22 protein-coding genes are annotated in these 23958 nt (G+C 68.1%); 6 read left to right on the top strand and 16 right to left on the bottom strand.

Annotated features, from left to right (window positions below):
• Positions 1–59: 59 nt before the first annotated feature.
• A complete protein-coding gene (locus NM2_RS15330) occupies positions 60–3014 on the bottom strand; it encodes an AMP-binding protein (RefSeq protein WP_067669000.1) in 2955 nt (984 codons plus the stop codon).
• A 793-nt stretch (positions 3015–3807) separates the two neighbouring features.
• On the opposite strand from NM2_RS15330, the gene NM2_RS15325 reads away from it, so the two are divergent.
• The 4 genes from NM2_RS15325 (at position 3808) to idi (ending at position 8372) form a co-directional block, all read left to right on the top strand.
• Positions 3808–5214 (top strand): family 2B encapsulin nanocompartment shell protein, encoded by a 1407-nt coding sequence (locus NM2_RS15325; RefSeq protein ID WP_067668998.1) that lies wholly within the window; start codon positions 3808–3810, stop codon positions 5212–5214.
• Between the two features lie 13 nt (positions 5215–5227).
• A complete protein-coding gene (locus tag NM2_RS51610; RefSeq protein WP_245718042.1) occupies positions 5228–6841 on the top strand; it encodes a family 2 encapsulin nanocompartment cargo protein terpene cyclase in 1614 nt (537 codons plus the stop codon).
• Between the two features lie 80 nt (positions 6842–6921).
• Positions 6922–7794 carry a geranyl diphosphate 2-C-methyltransferase gene (locus tag NM2_RS15315; RefSeq protein WP_067668996.1) on the top strand — a complete coding sequence of 291 codons (873 nt, stop codon included), beginning with the start codon at positions 6922–6924 and terminating at the stop codon, positions 7792–7794.
• Entirely contained in the window at positions 7791–8372 is a 582-nt protein-coding gene (gene idi / locus NM2_RS15310; RefSeq protein WP_067668994.1) for an isopentenyl-diphosphate Delta-isomerase, read from the top strand. The genes NM2_RS15315 and idi overlap by 4 nt, the downstream gene beginning before the upstream one ends.
• 102 nt (positions 8373–8474) lie before the next feature.
• On the opposite strand, the gene NM2_RS15305 is transcribed toward idi, so the two are convergent.
• From NM2_RS15305 to NM2_RS15270, 7 genes are all read right to left on the bottom strand, one after another.
• Entirely contained in the window at positions 8475–8774 is a 300-nt protein-coding gene (locus tag NM2_RS15305) for a helix-turn-helix domain-containing protein (protein WP_067668993.1), read from the bottom strand.
• A gap of 13 nt (positions 8775–8787) precedes the next feature.
• Positions 8788–9132: a type II toxin-antitoxin system RelE/ParE family toxin gene (locus NM2_RS15300; RefSeq protein WP_067668991.1), complete on the bottom strand. Its 345-nt coding sequence runs from the start codon at positions 9130–9132 to the stop codon at positions 8788–8790.
• Positions 9133–9365: 233 nt separating this feature from the next.
• A complete protein-coding gene (locus NM2_RS15290; protein ID WP_067668989.1) occupies positions 9366–9908 on the bottom strand; it encodes a hypothetical protein in 543 nt (180 codons plus the stop codon).
• 9 nt (positions 9909–9917) lie between these two features.
• Positions 9918–10520: an NUDIX hydrolase gene (locus NM2_RS15285; RefSeq protein WP_067668987.1), complete on the bottom strand. Its 603-nt coding sequence runs from the start codon at positions 10518–10520 to the stop codon at positions 9918–9920.
• A gap of 147 nt (positions 10521–10667) precedes the next feature.
• The gene (argH, locus tag NM2_RS15280) at positions 10668–12089 is read right to left on the bottom strand and encodes an argininosuccinate lyase (RefSeq protein WP_067668985.1); all 1422 of its coding nucleotides are present in this window, start codon (positions 12087–12089) and stop codon (positions 10668–10670) included.
• Between the two features lie 70 nt (positions 12090–12159).
• Entirely contained in the window at positions 12160–13053 is an 894-nt protein-coding gene (locus NM2_RS15275) for a class I SAM-dependent methyltransferase (protein ID WP_067669086.1), read from the bottom strand.
• A 146-nt stretch (positions 13054–13199) separates the two neighbouring features.
• Positions 13200–14402, bottom strand: a complete 1203-nt coding sequence (locus NM2_RS15270) for an argininosuccinate synthase (protein WP_067668983.1) — start codon at positions 14400–14402, stop codon at positions 13200–13202.
• 466 nt (positions 14403–14868) lie between these two features.
• Between NM2_RS15270 and NM2_RS49035 the strand changes: the two genes are divergently transcribed.
• Entirely contained in the window at positions 14869–15024 is a 156-nt protein-coding gene (locus NM2_RS49035; RefSeq protein WP_157121097.1) for a hypothetical protein, read from the top strand.
• A 59-nt stretch (positions 15025–15083) separates the two neighbouring features.
• On the opposite strand, the gene NM2_RS15265 is transcribed toward NM2_RS49035, so the two are convergent.
• Positions 15084–15278: a hypothetical protein gene (locus tag NM2_RS15265; protein ID WP_067668981.1), complete on the bottom strand. Its 195-nt coding sequence runs from the start codon at positions 15276–15278 to the stop codon at positions 15084–15086.
• Positions 15279–15428: 150 nt separating this feature from the next.
• Positions 15429–16358 (bottom strand): ketopantoate reductase family protein, encoded by a 930-nt coding sequence (locus NM2_RS15260; RefSeq protein WP_245718041.1) that lies wholly within the window; start codon positions 16356–16358, stop codon positions 15429–15431.
• Positions 16359–16620: 262 nt separating this feature from the next.
• Here NM2_RS15260 and NM2_RS15255 point away from each other — a divergent pair, with 262 nt between their 5' ends.
• A complete protein-coding gene (locus NM2_RS15255; protein WP_084531010.1) occupies positions 16621–17934 on the top strand; it encodes an MFS transporter in 1314 nt (437 codons plus the stop codon).
• Positions 17935–17976: 42 nt separating this feature from the next.
• Here NM2_RS15255 and NM2_RS15250 read toward each other — a convergent pair whose 3' ends face one another.
• The 6 genes from NM2_RS15250 to argC are packed head-to-tail and all read right to left on the bottom strand — an operon-like array spanning position 17977 to position 23898.
• A complete protein-coding gene (locus tag NM2_RS15250; RefSeq protein WP_067668979.1) occupies positions 17977–18501 on the bottom strand; it encodes an arginine repressor in 525 nt (174 codons plus the stop codon).
• 13 nt (positions 18502–18514) lie between these two features.
• The gene (argF, locus tag NM2_RS15245) at positions 18515–19456 is read right to left on the bottom strand and encodes an ornithine carbamoyltransferase (protein WP_067668977.1); all 942 of its coding nucleotides are present in this window, start codon (positions 19454–19456) and stop codon (positions 18515–18517) included.
• A 2-nt stretch (positions 19457–19458) separates the two neighbouring features.
• Positions 19459–20667 carry an acetylornithine transaminase gene (locus NM2_RS15240; RefSeq protein WP_067668975.1) on the bottom strand — a complete coding sequence of 403 codons (1209 nt, stop codon included), beginning with the start codon at positions 20665–20667 and terminating at the stop codon, positions 19459–19461.
• A complete protein-coding gene (gene argB / locus NM2_RS15235; protein ID WP_067668973.1) occupies positions 20664–21635 on the bottom strand; it encodes an acetylglutamate kinase in 972 nt (323 codons plus the stop codon). Before argB ends, NM2_RS15240 begins: the two co-directional genes overlap by 4 nt.
• The gene (gene argJ / locus NM2_RS15230) at positions 21632–22837 is read right to left on the bottom strand and encodes a bifunctional glutamate N-acetyltransferase/amino-acid acetyltransferase ArgJ (protein ID WP_067668971.1); all 1206 of its coding nucleotides are present in this window, start codon (positions 22835–22837) and stop codon (positions 21632–21634) included. Before argJ ends, argB begins: the two co-directional genes overlap by 4 nt.
• Complete coding sequence (gene argC / locus NM2_RS15225) at positions 22834–23898, bottom strand: N-acetyl-gamma-glutamyl-phosphate reductase (protein WP_067669080.1); 1065 nt, start codon at positions 23896–23898, stop codon at positions 22834–22836. Before argC ends, argJ begins: the two co-directional genes overlap by 4 nt.
• Between the last annotated feature and the right edge of the window lie 60 nt (positions 23899–23958).

Here is a 23958-nt window from a genome sequence, read left to right as displayed (position 1 = left end):
GACCGACAACCTACCGGGCCGCCCGCGGGCCCCGATGACGGCATGGGCGGCTCGCGGAGTCAGGCGGTGAGGGTGGCCAGGACCGCGTCGCTGAGGGGTTCATAGGTTTCGGCGGCGGGAGCGCGATACCAGACCGTGGGGCCCGACCGCAGTTCGAATGCCGCCTCCACGGCTCGGGTCGAGGGACGGTAGGTGGAACTGCGGGGGATCTCGTCGACCAGATAGATCAGATCGGGGCGACGGGCCGGATCCAGCGAGCGCAGCGCCTCGGTGACGTCCTTGGGTTCGAGGCGGTGCCCCTCGCGCACACTCACCCCGGCCACGGCCAGGACGCGGCCCGGGGCGGCGGCGTATCCGAACGCGACCTCCATGTCCACGGCGCTGATGTCGTTCAGCGCATCCACGATCGGCTGGGTGTAGACCGGGCCCCGCGGGGTCTGGATGACGGTGTCGCGACGATCCATCAGCCAGTAGTCGCCGTCGCTGTCGCGGCGGAACAGATTCTCCGTCGGCATCCACGCATCGCCCGGCGCGAATACCCCGCGCAGGCCGCCCTGGGAGATGTCGACGGCTTCGGATGCCTTGCCGATCAGCAGACCGACCTCGTTGTCCGCCGCGCGGCGCGCGAAACCCTGTGCGTCGGTGAGGATCCGGCCGGTCGCCGAATCGTAGGAGATCAGCTCGACCCGTGCGGTCCCCGGCACCGGACGGCCCTTGCAACCGATCTTGGTTCCGGCCACATTGGCCAGCACCACGTCACCCTCGATCGAGGCGTAGAACTCCAGAACCCGTGCGGGCGCGAATCTCTCGACCGTCCGCCGCCACAGGCCCGCGGGCATGCCCGAACCGATGAACAGCCGGATCGGATGCGAGTGACCGTTGGGGAAGGTGTCCGCGTCGAGGATGTCGCGCAACATCGTCCAGGTGTAGGTGACGACGGTGACCCCGTAGCGGTGCACCTCCTCGGCGAATCGGGGCGGATCCAGCGAACGGGCCAGCGCGATCCGGCTGCCGCCCGCCACCGCGCCGCCCAGGCTGACCAGCAGACCGGACGAATGATGCAGCGGCGCAAGGCAGTACACGGTGTCGCGGCGGTCCAGATCCGCCGCTGTCGCGGTGCCGAACGCGGACAGCGCCCAGCGATGATTGGTGATGTACTTCAGATCCAGTTTCACGCCGGTGCCGGTGACCAGGACGAAGGCCAGCTCGCGCGCCAGCCCGGGATCCGGGCGGTACCAGCCTGGCAGACTCACCCGCGCCGGATCGACCTGCTCGAGGTCGATCACGTCGGCGCCCGGCGGGATCAGCAGCTCGCGAGCATCGCCGCCGCCGAGCACCAGAACCCGCCGGGCCGCGGCGGCGGCGTCGCGCAGATTCTCCGGATCGGCGATGATCGTGCTCGCGCCGGTCAACTCCACCGCCCGCGCGATCTCGCTGCCCGGCGCCAGCAGCACCGCCACCGCGCCCAGGCGCGAGAGCGCGGCCACCGCCGCCAGCGCACTGGGGCGGGTCTCCATCAGGACCCCGACCCGGCTCGCCGGACGCACACCCGCCGAGATCAGCCCGCGCACCACATTATCGATCCGCGCGCCGACTGCCTCGTTGGTGTGCGCGCGATCGTCGAACAGGAAGCATTCCCGCAGCGGCGCGCCGCGCTCCTGCTCGGACAGCAAGCGGCCCAGGGATATCCGGGTGTGCGGCTGGATCATCCCCAACCGGGTCAGCCGCGGCAGCGCGCGGGCGGCCTCACCGGTCAGCTCCACCGAACCGCGCAACGTATTGTTCGCGATCGCACCCAGCGCACTGCCCAGTCCGGCGCCCGCCTCGGCCAGCGTGCCCGCGGCGTGCACGACCCGCGTCGCGGCCGAACGCTGTGGATTCACCTCGACGTGCTCGCTCATCGGAACGATCGCCTCGGGCAGTTCGCCCTGTCCGGCGAGCCACCGCACCCAGTCGCGCACCAGCGGCCAGGTCCGGTTGGTGGCCGTACTCCCGGCCACGAGCCCGAAATGTCCGGCCACCACCGACGCCTCGTAGACCTCCGCCTTCGGTGCGGCGCGCACGATACCGCGCACGGCCGCGGGCTGGCCGATGTCGTCCACCTCGCCGACGAAGGCCAGGATCGGGCATTCGAGTTCGGCCAGCGAAACCGGACGGTCGCGAATCACGAAGCCGCCCACCATCATCCGGTTGTGCGCGACGAACTGTTTGAGCAGGTCGGCGGCGGCGGGCCCGGAATAGCCCACCCAGCCGTCGTGTTCGAGGAACCGGCGCTGACGTTCCTTGGGCAGCAACGCCTCCCGATCGTGCAGCTGGCGCAGGAAGTCCACGCGGGATTTGGCGGTCTTGACCGGATCGAGCAGCTGGAAACCCAGCCGGACCATCGAATCGGTGATCGGCAGCCTCGTCAGCACGTGGTCGGCGACGAAATCCGCGACCTCGGACACCAGCCCCTGCGGCAGCCCGAAGGGCAGTCCGGCGACGATGTCGACCGGGCTGCCGAAGGTGACGATGCTGTCCACGCCCTTGCCGTAGCGGTACGCGGCGGTCTGGTAGGCGAACATGCCGCCCTGGGAATATCCCATCAGGTGCACGCCGCGGCCGGTCAGCTCGTTCACCGTGTCTATGGCGCTGTTCAGGGCGACGACGTGGTCGGCCAGGTCGCGCTGCCAGCCGCCCTCCTCGGTGGCCGGAGAGCCGAAATCCAGGACCCAGCAGTCGATTCCGGCGCGATTGAGGATGCCGACCGCGCCGCCCTCGGCGTTCACGTCGTAGATGTCGGCACTGACCATCAGGGGCGGGACGAGCAGTGCGACCGGCCGGGTCGCGCCGTCGGGGACGTCGTCGGGGAAGTAGTGGCGCAGCCGGTACATCCGCTTGCGTTCGGTGACCTCGTACGGTGAGGCCTCCACGTCATGGGCCAGCCCGCCGAACCGGATCACTTCCAGCCCGTTCTGCGCGGTGGCCACCAGCCGCCGCACCGATCCGATCACCGACCGCCCTGTCAACTTCACGCTAGCTACCAGCCCTCACCGTCGTGCGTGGCTCCCCACCACGGACCACCTAGTCTGACAAAGTCGAGCTTAGCCGGATCTTCGGCTGGATTTTCTGCCTCCGCTTCGCTCCGTCGGGTTTGCGGCCCCCTGAGTCCCGCCGCCCGGCCCCGTGTCGGGCACTCGTTCCCCGCACCCGCCACGCGTCCGAGCGACGGGACGGGCCGCAAACCATGGGTGGGTGTTGTCAGGGGTCGGCGGAACGCGGTGTGCGAAACGCTCGAGTCGCCGCGGAGGGGTGGTCCGACGGTGAGCATCATGGTGACCTCTTCGTTGCGGCCCGGTTCCGGGCCGAACTCCCTCGGCACGAACGGTCGCGGCGGCGCGATACCCGGGTAGGTCATCACTACCGGTGTGCCGGTGGGGAATCCGCGCCGGGGCGGGGATATGCCCGAGTCGGTCGAAAATATGAACTCCCAAGGCCTACACAGGGATACGGGCCGGAGAGGAGATGCGGCGGGTGCCACGACACGCGGTAGCCGGACGGCTCCGCGTGTCTGTGAAAACCGTCGCGGATTGGTCCTTCTCCCGCGCCGTTGCTACATCGTTACGAGCTGTTTGCTGTTGCGTCGTCTTCTGCGATTCCGCCACGATCCCGTGCGCGTGCCGCCTATCATCTAGATGCTGGATCGCACTGTCGCGCTACCCAATTCGCTCGATCGACCGGTTTCCGCAGGCATTTCTCGCCTGCCGCATCTCCCTGTACGCATTTGCCCCCAATGTCGTGTGGCAATCTCGAGGTGAGGACCGCAGCATGACCATCGAACTTCCGGTTAATACCGACAACCACGTCCGTAAAACCCTGTCCACCACCGCCGCTCACCAACTCGCGCACACCACCAAGTCCGAACCGCAGATGCAGGGCATCAGCTCCCGGTGGCTGACCCGCGCACTGCCGTGGGTCCAGGTGCACGGCGGCATCTACCGGGTCAACCGGCGTCTGACCCACACGCTCGGCAACGGCGAGGTGGAATTCGCCATCGACGGCGGGCAAGCCCGCGTCATTCCGCTGGAACTGCGGGAACTGCCGCCACTGCGCGACTTCGAGGATGAGGAGATCCTGCGCGCGCTGGCACAACGCTTCGAGCAACGGGATGTCGAACCCGGCACTGTCCTGGCCGAATTCGGCAATCCGGTGGACCAGATCCTGCTCGTCGTGCACGGCAAACTCAGCAAGATCGGCACCGGTGATTACGGTGAGACGACCAAGCTCGGCATGTTCGCCGACGGCGACTACTTCGGTCACGACATGCTCATCGATCCCAACGCGATCTGGCCGGCGACCGTCCGGACCGCGACGCACACCACCCTGCTTTCCCTGCCGCGCACCGCATTGGACCAGATCACCGAGGAGATCCCCGCACTGCGCGAACAGCTCGACCGGATAGCCGCGATACCGGCCAAGGCACAGAACAAGCACGGCGAGGCCGAGATCGAGATCCACTCGGGCCACGCGGGCGAGCCGCTGTTGCAGGGCACGTTCGTGGACTACGACGCCTCGCCGCGGGAATACGAATTGAGTTTGGCCCAAAGCGTTCTGCGCGTGCACAGCCGCGTCGCGGATCTGTTCAACGAGCCGCACAACCAGATCGAGCAGCAGTTGCGGCTGACCATCGAGGCGCTGTACGAGCGGCGCGAGAACGACCTGGTCAACAACCCGGATTTCGGCCTGCTGCACAACTGCGACCTCAAGCAGCGCATCTACACCGAGCACGGCGCGCCAACCCCGGACGACATGGACGAGCTGCTCAGCATGCGCCGGAGCACGAAACTCTTTCTGGCACACCCGAAAGCGATCGCCGCGTTCGGCCGCGAATGCAACAGGCGCGGGCTGTACCCGGACCCGGTGGAGATCAACGGCCACCGAATTCCGTCCTGGCGCGGCGTGCCGATCTACCCGTGCGGCAAGATTCCGGTGAGCGAGAACCAGACCACCTCGATTCTGGCGATGCGCACCGGCGAGAAGGAACAGGGCGTCATCGGCCTGCACCAGACCGGAATTCCCGATGAGTACGAGCCGAGCCTGAACGTCCGTTTCAAGGGCATCGACGACCAGTCGATCATCTCCTACCTGATCAGCTGTTACTACTCCGCGGCGGTCATGGTGCCCGACGCGCTGGGCATCCTGGACAACGTCCTGGTCGCCCGGCAGAGCGACTGACGAAAGGGCCGCCATGTCGGTGCTCTCACGCGCCGCGGCGCCCCCGGCCACCACCGAGGTGGCCTCGGTGATCGCGGCTCTGCTCGGTAATCTCGACAACGCTCCCCCGGCCACGCCCACGTGGTCGGAGAAGCTCGACACCGCACTCCCCCAATCGGATTCGGATGCGCTGACCGCGATGACCGCGGGCACCACTCCGCTGCGCCTGCTCGGCCCGGCCGGGCTCGGCTCGGCGGGACTGCTGCTCACGCCCCCGTCCGCGGGCACGTCGGTCCCCGACACGTCGGCCTCCGGCATCGGTGGCGAACCCAGCTCTGCCGGAACGGAATCCGCCGCTCGTCCCGGCACGCGAGCGGCGCCGGAGCCCGAAACTCCGGACAGGTCGCGGGCGCGTCCACGGATCCCATTGGGGCCCACCGGGATCGGGACGGCATCGACCCGCATCCCCGCTCTGCGCGGTACCGCACCCGAACTCACGCCGGAATCGCCGATCCTGCCCGCACGCGACGACCCCCTACTATTCGGATCACCCAGCAGCGCAACAGATTCGGGCCTGTCCCGAATACTGGCAACCGGGCCTGCCACCGGCTCGACCGGTCCCGATGATGCGACATCCGGCGATTCCGGACGGGACTCACGCCCGCCGATCCCGACGCTGTACTGCCCGCCCCCGATCCGCGACGATCCGGCACTCGCCGAGGCCGTCAACGAGGGAATCCTGTTGTGGGCCCGGTCGATCGGGCTCTACGAGGGTCGCCTCGACGACCTACGCAAAGCCGATTTCGGACGCCTGATCATGCTGGCGCATCCGGATTGCGACGATCCGGATCGTCTGCTGGCGGCGGCGAAATGCGCGGTATCGGAGTGGTCGGTCGACGACTACTACTGTGAGGAGGACGCGGACGACCGCGCGCCCGACGGCTCCCCGTCGAGCGCGGAGGCCGAACTGGGCCCGAGGCTGGAAATGGCTGCGGCCGTGATGGATCCGGTACATCTACCGGCGAGATATCAGGTTCAGCTCGAGCGGGCGCTGGGAGCCGATCCGATCCTGCGTGCCTTCCGCACCTCGTTCGACCATCTCGCGCAATTCGCCACACCGGCTCAGGTGGCGCGGTTGCGCACCGAGATCGCCGGCTGGTTCATCGCGCTCACCGCCGAGGCCGGATGGCGAGCAGCGCACCGGATGCCACCGGTGTGGGAGTACCTGGCCAACCGGCAGCCGCACAGTTTCCTGCCCTGTATGGCGCCCATCGATGCGGTCGGCGGCTACGAACTCGGGGCCGCCGAATACACCGATCCCCGGGTTCGGCGGGTGGTGACCACCGCCGCGCTGGCCGCTCAGATGGTCAACGACCTGTATTCGATGGCTCGCGAGGACCTGTCCGACGGCCGGGAGTTCAACCTGCCGACCGTGCTGGCCGCCGAACAGCATTGCAGCCGCCACGAGGCGATCCTGCAGACCGCCGAGGTACACGACGAGCTGATGCATCGTTTCGAACGCGAGGCCGGGATCCTCGCGGCGAACGGCTCACCGGCTCTGCACCGGTTCCTGAGCGGTCTGTGGGCGTGGCTGGGCGGAAATCGCGCCTGGCATGCCGCCAGTCGCCGGTACAGCGACATCTCCTGATTCACCCACCCCTACCGACGCCGTGTATCGGCGCGATGAGCACTGCCCGCAGCACCAACGATCGAGAGGACTGATTCGTCATGACCACGCTCGACCCCCAGACCGATGGCGTACTGCAGACGAGCTACCAGCGTTCGGTGGCGGCGTATTGGAACGACAATCCCAACGATGACCGGGTGAATACCAAATTGGGCGAGGTCGACGGCCTCTATCACCATCACTACGGCATCGGCGAGCCGGATCTGTCCGTCCTGGAGGGGCCCGAGGACACTCGCCAGGACCGGATCGTGCGCGAACTGCACCGGCTCGAGACCGCACAGGCCGATCTGCTGCTGGACAATCTCGGCGATGTGCGCCCCGGAGACCGGCTGATGGACGGCGGATCGGGTCGCGGCGGCACCAGCATCATGGCCAATCAGCGGTTCGGCTGCCGGGTGGACGGGGTGACGATCTCCGAATACCAGGTGGGATTCGCCAATGAGCAGGCCCAGCAGCGCGGGGTCTCGGACCGCGTGCAGTTCCACTTCCGCAATATGCTCGACACCGGCTTCGACTCGCGGTCCATGCGCGGTATCTGGACCAACGAGACCGATATGTACGTCGAGCTGCCGGATCTGTTCAGCGAATTCGCGCGGCTGCTCGAACCGGGCGGGCGCTACGTGTGCATCACCGGCTGCTCCAACGACGTGACCGGCGGGCGGTCGGCGGCGGTGAGCTGGATCGACGCCCACTACGGCTGCATGATCCACCCGCGCAGCGAGTATTTCCGGGCGCTGGCCGCGAACAATCTCGTGCCGATCGCCGTCACCGATCTCACCGCGGCCACCATTCCGTACTGGGAGTTGCGCACCCATTCCGAACTGGCCACCGGCGTGGAGAAGCCGTTCCTGACCTCCTACAAGGAGGGCAGCTTCCAGTACCTGATGATCGCCGCCGATAAGGTGGGGCGGTGACCGCCGCACCAGAAGACAGCGCCGGGGCACCGCCGGTCGACCGTGAGGCCCTGCTCGTCGAGCTCGTGGACGAGCAGGGCCGGGCGATCGGCTCGTGCCCGGTGGCGCGAGCGCACACCGCGCCCGGACGGCTGCACCGCGCGTTCTCGGTGCTGCTGTTCGATGCGGCCGGGCGGATGCTGCTGCAGCAGCGGGCGGCGGTCAAGACCCGCTTCCCGCTGCTGTGGAGCAACACCTGCTGCGGACATCCCGCGCCCGGTGAGTCGATCACCGGCGCCGCCGCAGTGCGGCTCGGTGAGGAGCTCGGTATCGCGGCCGAGCTGACCGAGGTCGGTGTGTTCCGCTATCAGGCGGAGGATCCGGCGACCGGCCGGGTCGAACACGAATGGGATCACGTCCTGGTGGGTCGTTTCGAGGGAGCCCCGCCGAACCCCGATCCGGCGGAGATCGCCGATTACGCCTGGCTGTACCCGGCCGATCTGCATACCGCACTCGAATCCGACCCCGCCCGCTACACCCCGTGGTTGCTGGGCGTCCTGTCGATCACCCACCCGCCCGTCGCCAGTCTCCAGGACTGACGCCGAGCGAACATCCGAAGGGACGACACATCCGAACGCGGGAGGGGCGGCTCCCGCTCGGCGTGTACACCCGGATCGCGAATCTGCCCGAGGCCGAGCGCCCTATCCGGCCTCCCGCAATGGCCTGAACTCGACACTCAACCGCACCCCCAACGCCTCTGCGATCCGTTCCAGCACGGGGATCGTCGGCATCGTGCCGCCCGCTTCCAGACGTGCCACGGCCGGTTGTTTCAAACCGGCCCGATCAGCAAGCTCGACCTGCGTCAACCCCGTGCGCTCACGCAGATCACGCACCGCCGCACCGAGTTCGAACTTGATCCGCGCCGCCTCATAGGCAGCACCGGCCCCAGGGCGCGCCATAACCTCCGCACGAATCTCCGCCCAGCTATTACGTTCATCCATGGGACCTATTCACCTATTCCTCCTCGACGGCATGCGCCTCGGCGATGCAGCGGATCATCGCACGCTTCGCCCGCGCTATCTCGGCGGTCTCCCGCATCCGATGCTTGCGAAACACGATCAACAGGATGATGCGTCGTCCCGAAGCAATCCAGTATGTGATCCGTACGGAATCGCGCGCCAGATAGAAGCGCAGTTCCCGCAGCTTTCCATCCAACTGTTTGGTGTACGGCTCTCCCAACAGCACTCCGCGCTCGGCCAATTGATCGACGTAGAAGATCACGGTCTCCTGATCGTCTCGAGCGAGCGATAAGAACCACCGCTTCACCTCCGGCTCGAGTTCAACCTCTCCCCAATTCATAACACAGACGTTATATTCAGGACAAGGGCGTCGGCCACAGAATCCCGAGAGCGAAACAGGTCCAGAAGCTGGGCGCTCACATGGTCCTCGCCCACTTAGAGCTTCCTGCGATCGAGTGGGTGGTCAGTGGGCTCGGCCGAGTTCCAGGGCCAGGACGCCGAGGATCACCAGGGTTATTCCGCCGAGTTGGATCAGGGTGAGACTTTCTCGCAGGAACATCGCGCCGATGGCGGCTACCGCTGCGTGCCGGTTCCGGCGGCCGGGTCCGCACGAGTCGGGCGAACGGTGCGGCGGGTCGGCCGCGGGGTGGGGCGATCGACTGCCGACGCTGCGCGCAAGGGGGACGAATACTGTTGCGGGGAATGCTCATCGGGCTGGATGGCCGAGGCGCGGGGGGCCGCGATCGGGCGGTTCCGGTCGCGGTCGGGCCGGCGATCGACCTCGATATCGCGTTCCAGGGTGACCACCAGATTGCGTTCGGCGCGGTCCTGCGGCCAGTCGCGGTCCTTGCTGCGAATCACCTGACGCTCGACATTGCCATCGGCGATCCAGTCATCGATGAGGAGGCGAATATTCGACCGCCATCCCCCGTCGACCCAATGCTGTAGCAGCAATTCCCAACTGTCCTCATCGATCCCGCACGACGCACCCGGCGTGCCCGGAAGCACGGCCGCGTAGGTGTGCCGCTGGCTGCCCACGCGAACCGCCACCCGTTGCGGGAACAGGGCCTCGACGGAGGTGACGATGATCCGGCAGGGGCCGTGGTATTCAGGCATGGCACACCATCATTCGCGGGTGAACTCGGGCTGGTGCAGATCACCGACCCGGGTGTGCCGACCCAGCAGGGCCACCTCGCGGAACTGGTACAGGATCGCGCCGGTGGGTGCGTGGATGGTCATCCGCTCCCGCAGCGGCATCTGCAACAGCCGAACTCCGGACGGGGTGGTCGTCCAGCGCGGCAGATCATCGCCGACCAGGCGTTCCAGGGTGACCCGGTGGACCGAATCGACCTCGTCGGGGTTGGGGTCCAATCGCGCTGGGGCACAGGTCAGGGCGACGAACGGGGTCATGACGAATCCGGAGTCGGTGACGAAATCGTCCAGCACCCCGAGCACATCCGACTCGGCGAGATCCAGCCCGATCTCCTCCCGGACCTCGCGCAGCCCGGCCGCCACCGCGCTCTCATCGGGATCGATCTTGCCGCCGGGAAATGCCCACTGACCACTGTTCATTCCGCGATACGCCCGCCGGATCAGCAGTACGTGCGGCTCGTCGGGATCATCGACGACGCAGATCACCACGGCCGCCGCGCGCCCACCCGTCGCGGCGATCCGCTCGAATCCCACCATATTGCCGCGAATCCGCTCGGCGACAGCAGAATTCGTCATACCCCGACACCCTGGCCGACACACAGCTCGACAACCACAGCTGCTCCCTTCGTCACAGTCACAGTACGTCGGGCGCCGCCTCCCCTGCCCGAGCGCCTCGCTCACCGAGCCTTCATCGGGAAATCCCCGGCAACAGGCGGGCCGAGCTCAGCCCAGCCAGGCGCGTGCCTCGGTGGCGGACTGGCGGACCTCGTCGAGTTGCTCGGCGACCTGGATTCCGGCGGTGCCGCCGCGAGCGTTGCGGGAGGCGATGGAACCCTCGACGGTCAGCACCTCGCGGACCTTCGGCGTCAGAGCCGGGTCCACGGCGGCGAATTCGGCGTCGGTGAGTTCGTCCAAGCCCACACCGCGGGACTCCGCGGCGCGGACGCACGCACCGGCCGCCTCGTGCGCGACGCGGAACGGAACGCCCTGGCGGACAAGCCATTCGGCGATATCGGTGGCGAGCGTGTAACCGGCGGGGGCCAATTCGGCCATGCGGTCGGTGTGGAAGGTCAACGTGGAAACCAGACCCGCGATGGCGGGCAGCAGCAACTCCAGCTGAGCCACCGAATCGAACAGAGGTTCCTTGTCCTCCTGCAGATCCCGGTTGTACGCCAGCGGTTGTGCCTTGAGCGTGGCGAGCAGACCGGTGAGGTTGCCGATCAGCCGGCCCGCCTTACCCCTGGTCAGCTCGGAGACGTCCGGATTCTTCTTCTGCGGCATGATCGACGAGCCGGTGGACCACGCGTCGGCCAGGGTTATGTAGCCGAATTCCGGTGTGCTCCACAGGATTACCTCCTCGGCCATCCGCGACAGATCCACCGCGGTCATGGCCAGGACGAAGGCGGCCTCGGCGGCGAAGTCGCGGGAGGAGGTGGCATCGATCGAATTGGCCGCGGCCGCATCGAAATTCAGATCGGCGGCGATCGCCTCGGGATCCAGGCCGAGCGAGGAACCCGCCAGCGCACCCGAACCGTACGGGGAGATCGCAGCGCGCTTGTCGAAATCGCGCAGCCGATCGATGTCGCGCAGCAGCGGATGGGCGTGCGCGAGCAGGTGGTGGGCCAGCAGCACCGGCTGAGCGGCCTGCAGGTGGGTCTTACCGGGCATGACCGTCTCCGGATGCGCGGCGGCCTGCGCGACCAGCGCGTCGACCACGTCCAGCACCCCGGCCGCGACGCGACGGACCGCATCGCGCAACCACATCCGGAACAGCGTGGCTACCTGATCGTTGCGGGAGCGTCCCGCGCGCAGGCGTCCGCCCAGCTCGGTTCCGACCCGCTCGATCAGCCCGCGCTCGAGCGCGCCGTGCACGTCCTCATCGGATTCGGCAGGGCCGAACGCGCCCGAATCCACGTCCGCGGCAAGGTGATCCAGCCCGGCCAGCATGGCGTCCAGATCCGCCGCCGACAGCAGCCCGGCTTTGTGCAGCACCCGCGCGTGCGCCTTGGACGCGCGAATATCGTAGGGAGCCAGGACCCAATCGAAATGAGTCGATTTGCTCAGCGCGGCCATCGCCGCGGCCGGACCGGACGCGAACCGCCCACCCCACAGCGCCCCTTCGTTGGTGCTGCCGCCGTCGGTCATCGGTTGTGGTCTCCTCACCCGCGGATCGCGGTCATATGTGTCGTTTCGCCGGATACGCCGCCCGCGATCGTCAGGGACGGGCAGCGGTCATCAGGATGTGGCTGCGCAGGTCCGCACGCACCTCGTCGGATACCTCGCGGCCGTGCTCGGTCAGCACCGTGACCACGTCGGACGCGCTCACCTTCCAACCGTGCGCGCCGAACCAGTCACGGGGGTCGGTGCGATTCTCGGTGCCGTACCAGAGGTTCTCCACGTCCATCCGAATCCCGGCCTGCGCCATCATCTTCTCCCGGGCCGCGCGGATCTCGGGGTTCCGCGTCTGGGGCTGCCCGAACCCCATGTTCAGCGCGATCATGCTGCCCGGGACGCTGAGTTCGGCGATATTGTCGAACAGCCTGTCCTGCGCTTCGGCCGGGAGATAACGCAGTAGCCCCTCGGCCAGCCACGCGGTCGGCCGGGTCGCGTCGAAACCGCTCTCGCGCAACGCCTTCGGCCAGTCCTGACGAAGGTCGATCGGCACCTCGCGGCGATCCGCGGCGGGCCGGTCCTGAGCCAGCGCAGTCGCCTTGAACTCCAGCACCTTCGGCTGATCCAGCTCGAAAATCACTGTGCCCGAAGGCCATTCGAGCCGGTAGGCACGTGCATCCAGTCCCGAGGCCAGGATCACGATCTGCCGGATTCCGGCGGCGACCACCGTGCCGAAGTACTCGTCGATGTACACCGTGCGCCCGGTCATCATGCTGCGCACCGAGCCGTAGACCCGGGCGCGCTCGGGATCGAGGTCCGCCTCACCGCCGATGAGCTTGCTCCACCCGGAGCCGACCGCCTCCACCAGCTTGGCGGCATAGGGATCCCGGTACAGCGCATCGGGCCGTTGGGTCTCGACCGCGCGCATCACCGCGACGCCCACGGCCGTCGCGCCCACACTCTCGGTGATGTCCCAACTGTCGTCGTCGGTCCGCACGAGCACCTCCTGGGCTCATCCCGCCCACGCGGGGAAGTCGCCGCCGACGCGGGGACGTGTTCCCACGGCCGACGGAAATCCGGTCACCGACGAACGCCGACCGCCCGGCGATCGAGGGCGGGCGGCGCGCACGGCTACCCGATAAATTACTTCTTGTTCAGATCCCGGCGTGCGGCGACCTTCGAGGACAGGCCGTGGATCTGCACGAAGCCCTTGGCCAGCGACTGGTCGAAGGAATCGCCCTCGTCGTAGGTGGCCAGGTTGAAGTCGTACAGCGACTCCTCGCTGCGACGGCCGTTCACCACGACGTTGCCGCCGTGCAGCACCAGGCGGATATCGCCGGTGACGTGCTCCTGGGTGTCGCGCACGAACGCGTCCAGGGCGCGCTTGAGCGGGGAGTACCACAGGCCGTCGTAGGCCAGCTCGCCCCAGCGCTGCTCGACCTGCCGCTTGTACCGGCCCAGTTCCCGCTCCAGGGTGACGTTCTCCAACGCCTGATGCGCGGTGATCAGCGCGATCGCGCCCGGAGCCTCGTAGATCTCGCGGCTCTTGATGCCGACCAGCCGGTCCTCGACCATGTCCAACCGGCCCACGCCCTGACGTCCCGCGCGCCGGTTCAGCTCCACGATCGACTCGAGCACGGTGACCTGGCGGCCGTCGATGGCCACCGGCACACCCTTGTCGAAGCTGACGACCAGCTCGTCCGGGGCCTCGAAGTTGATCGTCGGGTCGACGGTGTAGTCGTAGACGTCCTTGGTCGGGGCGTTCCACAGGTCCTCGAGGAAGCCGGTCTCGACCGCGCGGCCCCAGACGTTCTGGTCGATGGAGAACGGCGACTTCTTGGTGACGTTGATCGGCAGCGAGTTCTCCTCGGCGAAGGCGATGGCCTTCTCCCGGGTCCAGGCGTAGTCGCGAACCGGGGCGATGACGTTCAGGTCGGGTGCCAGCGCGCCGATGCCGACCTCGAAGCGAACCTGGTCGTTGCCCTTGCCGGTGCAGCCGTGCGCGACGGTGCTGGCGCCGTGGAACTTCGCGGCCTCGACCAGGTGCTTGACGATCAGCGGGCGGCTGATCGCCGAGACCAGCGGGTACTGGCCCTGGTAGAGCGCGTTGGCCTGCACGGTTGGGAGGCAGTAGTCGTCGGCGAACTCCTCGCGCGCGTCGACCACGACCGCCTCGACGGCGCCGCAGTCCAGCGCGCGCTGGCGCACGACGTTCATATCCTCGCCGCCCTGACCCAGATCGATCGCGACCGCGACGACCTCGGCCCCGGTCTCCTTGCCGATCCAGCTGATGGCAACGGAGGTGTCCAGCCCGCCGGAGTAGGCGAGTACGACGCGATCGGCCATGTCTGTAACTCCTCGAGTAATTCGTGCGTATCCAAGTCTGTGTGCCCGCTTCGCCGGGCCCGCGGCGCTCCCCGCCCCACTCCCCAGGCGGCCCGCACCACGCACAAATGATTATGCACGACGATGCAAGCCCATTCATAACTGGGGGTATGCCGTATCTTCTGCCTCCGCTTCGCTCCGGCGTGTTCGCGGCCCCCTGGGTCTCGCCGTTCGGCCCGTGTCGGGCACTCGTTCCTCGCACCCGCCACGCGTCCGAACGGCGAGACGGGCCGCGAACCTTGGGGTTGGCGTTGTCCCGGGCTGGTGGAACCAGGTGTGCGGTGTGGGCCGCGACAGGAGGCGATACTCCGCCCAATACGGACAATTGCCGTGAAAACCGAAGGTGTTCAACGAGATTGCCACGTCAACATGGGCGCGTGTGCGAGCCTGGAAGGGCCAGCGGTCCGGCGGCAGAAGGGCGATCCAGATGTTTTCGAGTATCGGGAGTTTCTTCGAGCTGATCGGTGATGACGTGCTGTCCCTGGGGCAGGCCGTCGTGCAGATCATCGGCGATCTGTTGAATTCGGGTACGTACGGCGGCGGTGGCGGCGGCGTCCCGCCGGGGCAATACCCGCTCGCCTAGCACTCATGGTGGTCCGGCACCCGGAACCGACCGCCGGGCCACCACACATCCCTGCCTGATCAGCGTGTTCGTCTCCGATAGAACGCGGAGACGACCGCCACGACGCCGACCAGGATGAGAACGACGCCCAGATACGTCCACTGGGAGTGGCCGGTCATCGGCGAGCCGCTCACGTTACCGGTGCCCTGCCCGATCCACAGCGCCCCGACCAGGCACAACACCACACCCACCACCACGCTGATCACGCGCCGCACAGTTCCTCCTGGCTGTAACTTCGGCCTCCGCTTCGCTCCGGCGGGTTCGCGGCCCCCGAAGTCTCGCCCTTTGGAGTTGACGTTCCTACCGGGTCGGCGGAACCAGGTACAGAGAACCTCGTCTTGGAACAGGGTAGGCGCTGCGTCCGGCTACCGCTCCCGGGCGAGCGTCTCCGAGGGCAACTGCGAGGCGTAGATCGTCTGGTGGATCGGCGTGGCAATACCTGCGGCCCTGCCGAACCGGACGACCGCGCCACTCTGGTAGTGCAGTTCCGACGGACGGCCCGCGGCCAGATCACGCTGCATCGATGCGGTGGTCTCCGGACCGAAGCCCGCGTAGATCTTCATCATCTGATCGACGTCGTGTTCGTCCAGCGCGATACCCCGGGCGCGGGCCACCTCGAGCACCTCGGCCATCGCCGCGCGCACCAGCGCGACGGTCTCGGGTTCGCTGGAGACGACCCCGACGGGCTGGCGGGCCAACGCGCCGACCCCGCCATAAGAGGAGATCAGCATCAGCTTGCGCCACAGGGTCGCTTCGATGTCGCTGGTGCGGGTCACCGTGATACCCGCCGGGGTCAGCGCCTCGACCACCGCTTCGACACGTTCGGCCGAATCCGGTGCCAGCGCACCGATTTCCACCGCGGCGTGCGCGCCGAGGCAGCGCACCGACCAGGGCTCGACACGTTCGGCGATCACGACGCAGGTGCAGCCGAGGACGCGCTCGGAGCCCAGTACCGCGGCCAGATCGCTGACCGCCTCGACGCCATTCTGCAACGGCAGGATCGTGGTCTCCGGACCGACGACCGGTTCCAGCGCCTCGGCGACATCGCGAACCTGCCACGCCTTCACCGCGACGATCACCAGATCGGCCGGATCGCCACCGGGAGCGAGTTCGGTGACCACCTGCACGTCGGGTACCGAACTCTCTTCTCCCGCACGCGAAACCAGCAGCGGCCCCGCCGCCGCGGCCCGGACGGTCTCCTCCCGCCCGACCACCGTCACCTGATGACCGGCGCGCGCCAGCATCCCGGCGAAGTACAGTCCGATTCCACCCGCCCCGAATACCGTAATCCGCACGAGTCAGGGCCTCCACATCGTCGACAACCGCACGTGATTCATGCGTTTGCATACAGTATCGCCGACCGGCCGAGCATTCAATTGGTACCGCAGGTAACGGATTTCACGTTCGCGAGGCTACCGAAAGGGGCACACGAAGACTCCCGTCGGCATTTCGGCTCGCCCGGAGTCCTGCGGAAGCCGGATATCTCCGGTTAGTGTGTGAGCGATCACACCACCGCGGCGGACCGCGGTACGGCAGCACCTGGAAACGAGTTACACCGTGACGATCGACGACGATCCCGCACAGGCCGCCTCCCGCGACGCCCCCGCGCCTCCGCTGACCTCGGCGCAACGCCGTGCGTTCTGGGGATCTTTCGGCGGCTGGGCGATGGACGGTTTCAACTGGACCGTGTTCGGGCTGGTACTCGCGCCCACGATGACCGCACTGCTGCCGCGCGCGGGCATCGCCGCGACATCGGCGAATATCGGCTGGTACGGCCAGATCAGCGCGGCGCTGTTCCTGCTCGGCTGGGGCTGTTCGGCGATCTGGGGGCCGCTGGCCGATCGCTTCGGCCGGATGCCCGCGATGACGGCCTCCATCGCGATGTACGGCGTGTTCACCGCGTTGGCGGGACTGGCGACCAACCTGTGGGAGTGGAACGCCTTCCGATTCCTCGCGGCGATCGGCGTCGGGGGCGAATGGGCAATGGCGGGAACGCTTCTGGCCGAGGTGCTGCCCGAACGGGTGCGTGCGCGTTTCGGCGGGCTGATGCATTCGGCCGCCTACATCGGCGTGCTGATCGTCTCGGCGCTGTATCTCGCGGCCGGGCCGCAACTGGGCTGGCGGGGCATGTTCCTGATCGGCGGTATTCCGGCGCTGGCGGTCTTCATCATTCGCCGCACCACGCCCGAACCCGAACGCTGGCAGAAGGATTCGGCCGAGCAGGAGCGAAAATCGTTCTGGCAGCCGGTGATCGACGTGCTGACCCCGCCCTATCGGGCGCGCACCCTCGGCAATCTGGCGCTACTGGTGGTCTGCGTGATCGGGCTGTGGGCCGGGTCGACGTATGTGCCCACCGCGATCACCGATCTGGCGCATCACGCGGGTTACGGCTCGTCCGGGACGGTGCGGCTGGCCGGGATCTCCTCGATGACGGTGGCCGCGTTCACGATCATCGGCTGCGTGGTGATTCCGCGACTGGCGGACCGATTCGGGCGGCGGGCCACGCTGGCCGGACTGTTCGTGCTGATGGCCGTCGGTGCGGTCGGGGTCTACGGAATCGCCTACCCGATGCATTCGATCGTGCTGACCTTCGTATTCCTGCCGGTGCTCGGGCTCGGCGGGGCGAATTTCGCGATCTTCACCATCTGGCTGCCCGAACAATATCCGACCCGGATGCGCGCCACGGCGTTCGCGTTCACCACGACGCTCTCGCGCTGGTTCGCGGCCGCGGGAACATTTCTCATCGGTTACGGCATCCACGCGAGCGGCTCGCTGGCCATCCCGCTGAGCGCGACCGCGGTCGTCTTCCTGATCGGCATCGGCATGGTCGGGCTGGCCCCGGAGACCCGCGGGCAGGTACTGCCGGACTGACGGCCGATCCGAATACCGTTACCGCCCAACCGATTCGGCGTGTCAGGCCCACTGCTCGATCTTGGCGGCCAATTCCGCCCCGGTGAGCGGCTCGCGGGCGATCACGGCGATGGTGTCGTCCCCGGCGATGGTGCCCACGATCTCCGGCAGCGAGGCGCGATCGAGCGCACTGGCCAGGAAATGCGCCGCGCCGGGCGGTGTGCGCAGGACCGCGATATTGCCGCTGTGGTCGGTGGAGACGAGCAGGTCGCCGAGCAGTTTGGACAGCCGGTCGGTGCCGCCGGTGACCCCGCGAACCGGACTGCCGTCCTCGGGCACGACGTAGACACCCGCGCCGCCGTCCGCGGCCCGCAGCTTCACCGCGCCGAGTTCGTCCAGATCTCGCGACAACGTCGCCTGGGTGGTCTCGATGCCTGCCTCGGCGAGCAGCGCGGCCAGTTCGGTCTGGCTGCGCACCGCGTGGCCGGACAGGATCTCCACGATGCGCTGCTGGCGGCCGGCACGCGTGCGGGCGGTCGCCGGGCCGGATCTGTTCGGCTCGGCGCTAGCTCGGTCCACGGTACTCACGAACGTCTGCCGTTCACGATCGTCGCTCCTGCCCGCCGTTCTTGCCCAGCAACCAGACCAGCAGCGCCTTCTGCGCGTGCAGCCGGTTCTCCGCCTCGTCCCAGACGACGCTGTGCGGGCCGTCGATCACCTCGTCGGTGATCTCCTCCCCGCGATGCGCCGGAAGACAGTGCAGCACAACCGCGTCCGGGGCCGCATGGGACAGCAGTTCGGCGTTGACCTGGAAGGGCCGGAACGGTCCGACCCGGTCCAGGCCGTCGTCCTCCTGCCCCATGGAGGTCCAGGCGTCGGTGACCAGCGCATCCGCGCCGGTGGCCGCGGCGACCGGATCACCGGTGACCGTGACGCTCGCCCCGGTCTCCGCGGCGCGCTTGCGGGCAGCGTCGAGCACCCAGTCGGCGGGTTCGAAACCCGCAGGCGCGGCGATGATCACGTTCAGGCCCGCGGTCACGCCGCCCAGCAGCAGCGAGTGCGCCATATTGTTCGCCCCGTCGCCGAAGTAGGCCAGGGTGCGGCCGGTCAGGTCGCCCTTGCGTTCGGTGAGGGTCAGCAGATCGGCCAGCACCTGACAGGGGTGGAATTCGTTGGACAGCGCATTCACCACGGGAACCGTTGCCGTGGAAGCCATCTCGTCGAGCCGGACCTGTTCGAAGGTGCGCCACACGATCGCGTCGACGTAGCGCGAGAGCACCCGGCCGGTGTCCGCGAGGGTCTCCTCGCGGCCCAGCTGGGTGGTCCGGCCGTCGACCACCACCGCGTGCCCGCCGATCTGGGCGATGCCCATTTCGAAGGAGAACCGGGTGCGGGTGGAGTTCTTCTCGAAGATCACCCCGACCCCGCGCGGACCCTCGAGCGGCCGCCGCGAGAACGGCGCAGCCTTCAGTTCCGCTGCCAGCGCGAGGATTTCGGCCTGTTCGGCCGGGCTGACGTCGTCGTCGCGTAGGAAATGACGCATGCTCACTCGTCCCCCTTCTCCAGGGTGGTCTGCTTGTCCAGGGCGGTGTCCAGGATGCCGGGCAGATCCGCCAGCAGGCTCCCGGCTTGAGTCTCGGTCAGGATCAGCGGCGGCGCCAGCCGGATGACGTCCGGCTTGGCCGGATTCACCAGATAACCCCGCTCCCGCGCGGCCAGTTCCACCTGGGCGGCGGCGGGACGGGTCAGCTGGATGCCGATCAGCAGGCCCGCACCGCGCACGTGATCGACCAGCGGATGTCCCAGTTCGTCGATGCCGTCGACGAGTTTCTTGCCGACCGTCTCCACGTTGTGCAGCAGATCGTCCCGGTCGATGGTGCGCAGCACCGCCAGCGCGGCCGCGGCGCAGACCGGGTTGCCGCCGAAGGTGGTCCCGTGCGCGCCCGGGGTGAGCAGGTCCGCCGCGCGGCCCTGCGCCAGCACCGCGCCGATCGGCAGCCCGCCGCCCAGCCCCTTGGCCAGGGTGATCACGTCGGGCACCAGCCCCGCGGCCTGATGGGCGTAGAAGTGGCCGGTGCGTCCGATGCCGGTCTGCACCTCGTCCAGGATCAGCAGCGCGCCGTGTTCGGCGGTGATCGCGCGGGCGGCGGCCAGATAGTCCGGCGGCGGCACCACGACGCCGCTCTCGCCCATCATCGGTTCCAGGAATACCGCGGCGGTATCCGAATCGACCACGGCGGCAAGGGCTTCGATGTCGCCGTAGGGCACGTGCACGACCCCGGCCGGCATCGGCTCGAACGGCTCGCGCTTGGACGGCTGGCCGGTCAGCGCCAGCGCGCCCATGGTGCGCCCGTGGAATGCCTCCTCGCAGGCGACGATCTTGGTGCGTCCGGTCAGCCGGGCGATCTTGAACGCAGCCTCGTTCGCCTCGGTGCCCGAGTTGCAGAAGAACGCCCGGCCCGCCCCGTCACCGAAATGCGCCAGCAGACGCTCGGCGAGTTCGATCACCGGTTCGCTGGCATACAGATTCGATACGTGCCCGAGGGTGTTCAGCTGCGCGGTCACCGCCTCGACGATCGCCGGATGCGCGTGCCCGAGGCTGTTCACCGCGATACCGCCGAGGAAATCGAGGTAGCGTTTGCCGTCGGCGTCGTAGAGCTCCGCGCCCGAACCGCGCACCAGCGCGATCGCGGGGGTGCCGTAGTTGTTCATCAGCGAGGCGGACCACCGCTGCTGAATGTCCTGAGTACTCATGGGTTTTCCGTGCCCTCCTGCGACTCGGTGGTCCGCGGTGGGGTCGAGGGCGAGATCATCGTACCGATCCCCTCCCCGGTGAACAGTTCCAGCAAGACCGCGTGCGGCACGCGTCCGTCGATGACGTGCGCGCTCGGCACGCCGCCGAGCACCGCACGCAGGCAGGCTTCCATCTTGGGCACCATGCCCGAACCCAGCGAGGGCAGCAGTTCGGCGAGCGCGTCGGCGTCGATGTGCGTGGTCAGCGAGGACCGGTCGGGCCAATTCGTGTACAGCCCTTCGACATCGGTCAGCACGACCAGTTTCTCCGCGCCCACCGCGGCGGCCAGCGCACCCGCGGCGGTATCGGCGTTGACGTTGTGCACCACGCCGTCCACGTCGGGGGCCAGGGTCGACACCACCGGGATACGGCCCGCCCGGACGATGTCCAGCACCGACTCCGGGTCCACCGCGGTGACATCGCCGACCAGGCCGATATCGGTTGTCTCGCCGTCGATTTGGAGGGTTCGGCGGGTCGCGGTGAACAGCCGCGCATCCTCGCCGGAAATGCCGACCCCGTACGGTCCGTGCGCGTTGATCAGCCCGACCAGTTCCCGGCCGACCTGGCCGAACAGCACCATGCGCGCGACATCGAGCACCTCGGGCGTGGTGACCCGCAGCCCGCCGCGGAATTCACCCTGTAGACCGAGGCGTTTCAGCATGGCGCTGATCTGCGGTCCGCCGCCGTGCACCACGATCGGATGCACGCCCACCGTGCGCAGGAAGACCATATCGGCGGCGAAGGCGCGCTTGAGATCCTCGTCGATCATGGCGTTGCCGCCGTACTTCACCACCACGACGGTGTCGCGGAACTTCTGCAGCCAGGGCAGCGCGTCGGCCAGCACATGCGCCTTGTCCAGGGCGGACAGTCCCGCCACGGCATGCGGAATCGATGGTGACACAGCGGTATTCGACCCGTTCTCGGTCATGAGCTGTAGGCCGAGTTCTCTTCGACGTACCCGTGCGACAGGTCCGTGGTGCGGATGGTGGCCTCGCCCTGGCCCAGATCCAGATCGACCACGACGTGGATGTCCGCGCCGGACAGATCGACCTCACGTGCGCCCGGAGCGCCCGTCCCGCCGATGCACACCGGACTTCCGTTGAACGACACCGAGATTCGGTCGGGTTCCAGATCGATGGGCGCGATGCCGATCGCGGCCAGCACCCGGCCCCAGTTCGGATCCGACCCGAAGAACGCGGTCTTGACCAGCGAGTCGCGGGCGATCGCGCGAGCGCCGATCAATGCCTGATCCTCGTCCACCGCACCGCGCACGGTGACCACCACCCGCTTGGTGACGCCCTCCGCGTCGGCCATCAGCTGCGCGGCCAGGTCGTCGCAGACGGCCAGGACCGCCGCGTCCAGATCCTCCTGCGCGGGAGTGACCTCGCTCGCACCGCTGGCCAGCAGCAGCACGGTGTCGTTGGTGGAGCAGGAGCCGTCGACGTCGAGCCGGTCGAAGGTGCGCGAAGTCGCCTTGCGCAGAGCCGAATCCAGCTGTTCGGGCGTGGCCACGGCATCGGTGGTCAGCACCACCAGCATGGTCGCCAGCGAGGGAGCGAGCATGCCCGCGCCCTTGGCCATCCCGCCGACGTTCCACTTGTCGTGATGGTGGTACGCCGTCTCCTTCGGGACGGTGTCGGTCGTCATGATGGCGTGCGCGGCATCGGTACCGCCGGATATGCCACCGGCCATCTCGTGCACGATCTCGGTGACGCCGGGAATCACCTTGTCCATCGGCAGCCGGTCCCCGATCAAACCGGTTGAGCAGACCGCGATCTCGCCCGCGCCGGTCTCGGTTCCCCAGTTGCTCAACGCCTTCGCCAGTTCCTCGGCGGTGGCGTGGGTGTCCTGGAAGCCGCCGGGACCGGTGCAGGCGTTCGCACCGCCGGAGTTCAGGATCACCGCGCGCAACCGGCCGCCGGTCAGCACCTGCTGCGACCACAGCACGGGCGCGGCCTTGACCTTGTTACGGGTGAACACCCCGGCCGCGGCGCATTCCGGCCCCTCGTTGACGACCAGCGCCAGATCCGGTTTGCCGGTCGCCTTGATCCCGGCGGCGATCCCGGCCGCGCGGAACCCCAGCGGCGCGGTCACTCCCTGGGTCCGGACCAATTTGTCGCTGGATGTCACGGTGCCACTCCTACGGTGGGAAGTCCGGCGGTCTCCTCGTAGCCGACCGCCAGATTCATCGATTGCACCGCGGCCCCCGCGGTGCCCTTGGTCAGGTTGTCGATCGCGCCGATCACGACCAGGAGTCCGGCGTCGGCGTCCACGGCGACCTGCAGGGTCACCGCGTTGGAGCCGAGTACCGAACCGGTCTGCGGCAGTTGCCCTTCGGGCAATAGATGGATGAAAGGCTCGTCGGCGTAGGCCTTCTCGTACACCGCGCGGGCCTGCGCGAGATCCACTCGCGTCGGCGCGGTGCAGGTGGCCAGGATGCCACGCGGCATCGGCGCGAGCACCGGGGTGAACGAGACCGCGACATCGGCGGCATCCGCGGCCACCGCCTTCAGGTTCTGCGCGATCTCCGGGGTGTGCCGGTGCGCACCGGCGATGCCGTAGGCGCGCACCGAACCCATCACCTCCGAACCCAGCAGTCCCACATCGGGTTTGCGGCCCGCGCCGGAGGTTCCGCTCACCGCGACGATATGCACGTTCGGCTCGACGATTCCGGCGGCCACCGCCGGGGCCAGCGCCAGACTCGACACCGTGGGATAGCAGCCCGGCACCGCGATCCGGGTCGCGCCGCGCAGCCGCTCACGCGCACCCGGTAGTTCGGGCAGGCCGTAGGGCCAGCTGCCCGCGTGCGGGGTCTTGTAGTACCGCTCCCATGCCTGTGCGTCGGTGAGCCGGAAATCCGCGCCGCAGTCGATGATCACCGTGGACTCGGGCAGCGCGGTCGCGATCGCCGCCGACTGGCCGTGCGGCAGGCCGAGGAAGACGATTTCGTGCCCGGCCAGAATCTCCGGCGTCGTCTCGGTCAGCACCCGATCGGCCAGGGGCAGCAGATGCGGCTGCGACTCCCCGAGCGGCGTGCCCGCGTTCGACCCAGCGGTCAGCGCCCCGACCTCGAGGCGCCCGCTTCGGTACGCCGGATGCCCCAGCAGCAATCGCAGGACCTCACCGCCCGCGTATCCGCTCGCACCAGCCACCGCGACCCGAAGTACGGGCCCACTCGAGGTATCCGCCATGTGATGATTATGCACGATCATGCAATCCCATTCATAGCGGGGTTACCGGAAATAATACTT

The sequence above is a fragment of the Nocardia miyunensis NBRC 108239 genome (assembly GCF_001613065.1).
Taxonomy (GTDB): Bacteria; Actinomycetota; Actinomycetes; order Mycobacteriales; family Mycobacteriaceae; genus Nocardia; species Nocardia miyunensis.
Note: the sequence above shows the minus strand (reverse complement) of the source record. Positions and strands in the feature narration are given on the sequence as shown.